A 6,450-nucleotide genomic window follows, 5' to 3' on the forward strand; every position below is an offset into this window, starting at 1 on the left:
CCGGCGAGTGAAAGACCGGGATCGGCCACCGGCGAGAGCGGCTACGGGCGGGTGCGCGGGGGCAACCACGGGCGGGGCAGCGGCGGCAGCTCCGGGCGGTCGATCCACGCCGTGAACAGGTCGTCGAGCGGGCGGGACGAGAACCGGGCCGCGTGCTCGCGGAACTGCTCGGTGGTCACCGTGCCGTGGCGGTGCTCGGCCACCCAGGAGCGCAGCAGGGCGAAGAACGCCGCCTCGCCCAACCGCAGGCGCAGCGCGTGCACCGCGAGCGCGCCCCGCTTGTAGACCAGCGGGTCGAACATCCGGACCACGCCCGGATCCGCGATCACGATGTCGGCGGGCTGCGACGCGACCCAGTCGTGCCACTGCGCGGCGTGGGCGGCCGACGACGGGCCGCCCGACGCGCCGGACCAGAGCCATTCGGCGTACGTCGCGAAGCCCTCGTTGAGCCAGATGTGGCGCCAGTCGGCGACCGTGAGGCTGTTGCCGAACCACTGGTGGGCCAGTTCGTGGACGACCAGCCGCTCGTGGGTGCGCGCGCCGTCGACGTGGTTGCGGCCGAAGACCGCCATGCCCTGGGCCTCGATCGGGTCGTCCAGGTCGTCGTCGGTGACCACCACGACGTACTCGCGGAACGGGTACGGGCCGAAGAGCCGCTCCAGGGCCGTCATGATCTTGCCGTGGCGGCCGAAGTCGTGGCGGAACGTCTCGCGCAGGCGGGGTGGGATCGCGGCGCGCTGGGTCACCGGGCCGGGGGCCAGCTCGACCAGCTCGTAGCGGCCGACCTGGACGCTCATCAGGTACGCGGAGGTCGGCTCGTTGCGCTCGTAGACCCAGGTGGTGGTGGCGCCCACGCGGCGGCGGGCGACCAGATCACCGGTGACGACGACCGTGTACGCCGTCGCGGTGGTCACCGAGACCAGGTAGGTGGCCTTGTCGTCGGGGCGGTCGTTGCACGGGAACCAGGACGGCGCGCCGATCGGCTGGCTGGCGACCAGGGCGCCGTCGGTCAGCTCGTCCCAGCCGATGTCGCCCCAGTGACCGGAGATCGGGGCGGGCTTGCCGCCGTACCTGATCTCGATCTTGAAGGTGGAACCGTAGCCGATCGCCTTCTCCGGGCGGATGCGCAGCTTGTCGGGCTGATGGGCGAACTTCGCCGGGCGGCCGTCCACGCGCACGTCCTTGACGCGCAGACGGCCCAGGTCGAGCGTGAACCGGCTCAGCGACTGCAGGGCACGCGCGGTGATGGTCGCGCGGCCGTCGATCCGGTTCTGCGTCACCCGGTAGTCGAGCTCCAGGTCGTAGTGCAGCACGCGGTACCCGCCGTTGCCGTGCGCGGGCAGGTACGGGTCGGTCGACTGCTCGACGCCGGGCGTGGGGGCGACCGGGTCGGCCGGCGGGGTCACGGCCGTCGGGAAGCCGATGCCGGCCAGGCCGCGATCGGGTTGCCGAGCCACCGGCTGTCGCCGGGGACGGCATCACCGCGGGTGACCAGAGAGCCCGGTCCGACCGTCGTACGCGCGCCGATGCTGGCGCCGGGCAGCACGATGCCGTGCGGGCCGAGAGTGGCGCCCGCGCCCAGTGTGACCTCATCCATGGCCATGATCCGATCATGGAACAGGTGGGTCTGCACCACGCACCCCCGGTTCACGGTCGAACCCGCGCCGAGCCGTACCAGATCGTACTCAGGAAGCCAGTAGGTCTCCAACCACGCACCGCGACCGATGGTCGCACCGAGAGTGCGCAGCCAGATGTTGAGCAGGGGTGTGCCGGTCGCGAAGCGGAACAGCCACGGCGCCGCGAACGCCTCGACGAACGTGTCGGCGAACTCGTTACGCCAGACGAACGACGTCCAGAGCGCGTGCTCGGTGACCCGGAACCGGCCGACCAGCAGCCACTTCGCGGCGGTCGCGGTGAGCGCGGCGACGATCGCGGCGACCAGCAGGACCGGACCGGCGGCGAGCACGGCGATCAGCCCGCCGAACTCCTGCCAGATCGCGGCGAGCGCGGTCAGCACCAGGGTGACCAGGGCACCGGCGCACATCACCGGGACGATCCGGCACAGCTCGATCGCGGCACGGGCCAGCTTCAGCCGCAGCGGCGGGTCGTAGGTACGGCCGCTGTCGGCGGCCTCGACGGTCCGGCGCAGCGGCATCGGCGGGGCGCCCAGCCACGACGAGCCCTTCTTCGCCTTGCGCGGCGCCGACGAGAGCACGCCGACCAGGCCCCGCTTCGGCACCGAGCGGCCCGGCGCGGCCATCCCGGAGTTGCCGAGGAACGCCTGCTTGCCGATCCGGGCCGGGGCGACGTGCATCCAGCCGTGGCTGAGCTCGTACGTGGCGACCATGGTGTCGTCGGCCAGGAACGCGCCGTCGTCGACGGTGGTCATCGCGGGCAGCGCGAGCACGGTCGACGCCTCGACGTTACGGCCCACCTTCGCGCCGAGCAGCCGCAGCCAGACCGGCGTGAACAGGCTGGAGTAGATCGGGAAGAGCGCGACCCGGGCCATCCCCATCAGCCGCTCGGTGGCCCACACCTGCCAGGCACGGCGGCCCTGCACGGGGTGGAAGCCCTCCCGGAGGCCGATCGAGAGCAGGCGGACGGCGACCAGCACGACCAGGGCGTACCCGAGAAGATAGGAGACGGCCGCGGCCGGAGCGGCGAGCAGGGCCGCCCACGGGGTGGGGCGCTCGGCGACCGCATAGCCGAGGATCGCGAGCGCGGGCAGCGCGGCGACCACCGGGACCAGACCGAGCAGGTGGGCGGTGGCGCTGTACGCGGCCACCCAGAACGTGGCGCCGAACCGGTGCCGCGGCGGGCGCTGAGACGGCCAGGCCGCGCCGCCCTTCGCCGGGACCGGGACCGCCGGGGAACCGGCCCAGCGCTGGTTCGACGGCACCGCACCGGTCACCGTCGACCCGGCCGCGATCTTCGCGTTCTTGCCGATCCGGGCGCCGGGCATCAGCGTGCTACGGGACCCGACCCGGGCGCCCGCACCGATCCGGACCATGCCGACCCGGACCACGTCACCGTCGATCCAGTAGCCGGAGAGGTCCACCTCGGGTTCGACCGCGACGCCCCGGCCGAGCTTGAGCAGCCCGGTCACCGGCGGCGCGGAGTGCAGGTCGACGTCCCGGCCGATCCGCGCGCCGAGCGCCCGCGCATAAGTGATCATCCAGCCGGCGCCGGCCACGCCGTTCGCGCCGGTCAGCTCGGCGAGCCGTTCGGCGGCCCAGAGCCGCAGGTGGACGCCGCCACCGCGCGGGTACTCGCCGGGACCGACGCCGCGCAACAGCATCCGGGCACCGGCGGCCGCCATCGCGATCCGCCCCGCCGGGCTGAACAGGATCAGCCAGCTCGCCACGATCCACGACCAGGAGACCTGCGGCGCCCACGGTGCCGGGGCGACCAGCGTGATGATCCGGCCGAGCGCGGCGAGGATGGTCAGCCAGCGCAGCCCGACCAGTGCGAGCATCGGCAGGATCATCAGCGCCTGGAGGAAGCCGGCGCGCAGCGGCGTCGGCCGGACCTCGCGGCGGGTGGTCTCCTGCGCGCCGAGCGCCTCGACGGCGGTCGCCATCTCGGCGAGCGTCGGGTTCTGGTAGATGTCGGCCACCGACATCTGCGGGTACGTCTGCCGGATCCAGGCGACCAGCTGCGCCGCGTTGAGGCTGCTGCCGCCGTTGCTGAAGAAGTCCGCGCCGGCGTCGGCCGGGCGCACTCCGAGGATCTGCTCCCAGCCGCCGGCCAGCCAGTCCTCGGCCGCGGTCAGTTCGGCGGCGGCTTCACCGCCGATCGTCAACGGCCAGGGGAGTGCGTTGCGGTCCACCTTTCCGGACGTACGCGTCGGCAGGTCGTCCACGACGGCCAGGAGGGGGACGAGGGCCGCGGGCAGCTGTTCGCGGATCCGCTGGTTCGCCGCCGCCATGTCGATCTCGGCGCCGTCCCGCGCGACCAGGTAGCCGACGAGCAGCTGGTTCCCGGCGGCGGTCTTCTTGATCGCGGCGGCCGCCCCGGCCACCCCGGGCAGGGCCTGCAGCGCGGCGTCGATCTCGCCCAGCTCGATGCGCCGGCCGCCGAGCTTGACCTGCTCGTCGCCGCGGCCGAGGAAGAGCAGCCCCTCCGGCTCGGCGCGCACGATGTCGCCGCTGCGGTAGGCCCGCTCCCAGCCCAGCGAGGCCAGCGGCGCGAACTTCTCGGCGTCCTTGGCCGCGTCCAGGTACCGGGCCAGGCCCACGCCGCCGATCACCAGCTCGCCGGTCCCGCCCATCGCGACCGGTTCACCGGCCGGATCGACCACGACGAGTTCCCAGCCGGCCAGCGGGAGCCCGATACGCACCGGCCCCTCGCCGGTCATCCGGGCGGCGCAGGCCACCACGGTCGCCTCGGTGGGCCCGTAGGTGTTCCAGACCTCACGCCCCTCGACGGCCAGGCGCTCGGCCAGTTCGGGCGGGCAGGCCTCGCCACCGAAGATCAGCAGCCGGACGTTCTCCAGCGCCTCGACCGGCCAGAGCGCGGCCAGCGTCGGAACCGTGGAGACCACGGTGATGCGCTGGTCGGCGAGCCACGGCCCGAGGTCGACGCCGCTGCGGACCAGCGAGCGGGCGGCCGGGACCAGGCAGGCGCCGTGCCGCCAGGCCAGCCACATCTCCTCGCAGGAGGCGTCGAACGCGACGCTCAGCCCGGCGAGGACACGATCCCGGGGCCCGAGGTTCTCGTCCTCGAGGAATATCTGCGCTTCCGCGTCGACGAAGGCCGCCGCCGAGCCGTGCGAGACCGCCACCCCCTTCGGGGTGCCGGTGGAGCCCGAGGTGAAGATGATCCAGGCGTCGTCCGCCGGTCCAGGCCGTCCTGGGGTTCCTTCCGGGGTACGCCGTACGGACACGGTCAGCCCGTCGCCCAGGACGACCGCGACGTCGGCCTCGCCGAAGACCAGTTCGGCGCGCTCCTCGGGGTCGTCGGCGTCCACCGGCACGTAGGCCGCGCCGGCCGCCAGCACGCCGAGGATCGCCAGGTAGAGCTCGGCCGAGCCGGACGAGATCCGGATGCCGACCCGGTCGCCGACGCCGACCCCGTGCCCGGCCAGGGTGGCGCGCAGCTTCTCGACCTCGTCGGCCAGCTCCCGGTAGGTCAGCGTGACGTCCCCGGCGTCGATCGCCGGCGCCGCGCCGTGCTCACGGACGGTCGCGTCGAGGATGTCGACGAGCGTGCGGCGCAGCGGGGCGGAGTCGGACCGGAACAGCGCCGGGGCCCCCGTGTCCGCCAGCAGATCGATTTCGGGCAGTTCGATCAGTTGCAGGTCGCTGCTGACGGTCACCGAGCGCGCTCCATCTCCACCACTGGGTCACTACGTTGGCCAGGCGCACGGCAACGAGCCCCGGGGCGACCAATAAAGCTACGGGCCGTAGACGGAAAATAACGCCCACATGTCAAATGAGTGTCCACTGACACAGGCGTTATCCCCTGGACAGCGGACAAAACGTAACGACCGCCGGAGCACCCCCGCCACCCGTCTCACCCCGCCCGCGACCTCACCGACGGTCACGGCCGTAACGCGCCTCCCGCTCCTGGCTGGCCCTCAGGGGTGTCTCGGCGGGCTTGAGAGACCTCTGGATGCCAGCTCTTCCGGCGTGGCTGGCGTTCACGGGTGACCCTGCTGGTCAATTCCGGACCACCTGGTTGGGACGCCGGATCCCGTGACCGGGGTGACCGCCCGAACACTCGCCGCCCGTGGATCGTCGACTCCGCCTGCCCGGGGTTCGTTCGTGAACCCGGCCGGGCGGTACCCCGCGGGCGGCGAACCGGCAGTCCGGGGCGCCTCGGCCGGTCGGCTGGCGATCCGGGGTGCCTCGGGCCGCTCCGGCTGGCGATCCGGGGCGCCTCGGCCGGTCGGCTGGCGATCCAGGGTGTCTCACGCCGGTTGGCTGGTGGTCCGGGGTGTCTCAGGCCCTCCGAGAGACCCCTGACCCCGCTGGTCAATTCCGGCGGGATCGTCACCGGCGGGATTCGGGGGTAGGCGTTCTCGGTCATGGTCCGGGTCGGGGGTTATCCACCGCCGGGGTTTGTCCACAGGGCCCCGGGCCAAGATCGCCGTTTTCTGCCACTGCTCCGTGAGGGATAGGGTTTCCCCCGGTCGGGGTGGGCCCCGCCTGGCCGGACTTGATCAACATTTCATGATCAACCGTGGGGATGATCTTCGCGGCTGGCGGTCAGGGGTGTCTCGGCGGGCTGGAGAGACCCGTGAGCGCCAGCTTTCCCGGCGCGGCTGGATGCCCCTATGGTCTGTCAAGGTGTTGCGGGGATCAGGAGTCGGTAGATTTCGCGTGCTATGTAGCGTTTTAGGCAGCGGATGATTTCGCGGGGTGTTTTGCCTGCGGCGGTGCGTCGGTCGCGGTAGGCGCGGGTGGCGGGGTCGTGGCGTAGCCGGGTCAGAGCGATGCGATAGAGAGC

2 protein-coding genes and 1 pseudogene are annotated in these 6,450 nt (G+C 72.6%); all 3 read right to left on the reverse strand.

The window, feature by feature from the left end:
* Positions 1 to 41 precede the first annotated feature (41 nt).
* Complete coding sequence (locus AB0M08_RS38220) at positions 42 to 1,406, reverse strand: M1 family metallopeptidase (RefSeq protein WP_364504681.1); 1,365 nt, start codon at positions 1,404 to 1,406, stop codon at positions 42 to 44.
* Positions 1,403 to 5,317: a Pls/PosA family non-ribosomal peptide synthetase gene (locus tag AB0M08_RS38225; protein WP_364504679.1), complete on the reverse strand. Its 3,915-nt coding sequence runs from the start codon at positions 5,315 to 5,317 to the stop codon at positions 1,403 to 1,405. Before AB0M08_RS38225 ends, AB0M08_RS38220 begins: the two co-directional genes overlap by 4 nt.
* 968 nt (positions 5,318 to 6,285) lie before the next feature.
* Positions 6,286 to 6,450: pseudogene (locus AB0M08_RS38230) on the reverse strand (IS110 family transposase); the annotation flags it as partial.

The organism is Actinoplanes sp. NPDC051851, from assembly GCF_040681165.1.
Lineage (GTDB): Bacteria > Actinomycetota > Actinomycetes > Mycobacteriales > Micromonosporaceae > Actinoplanes.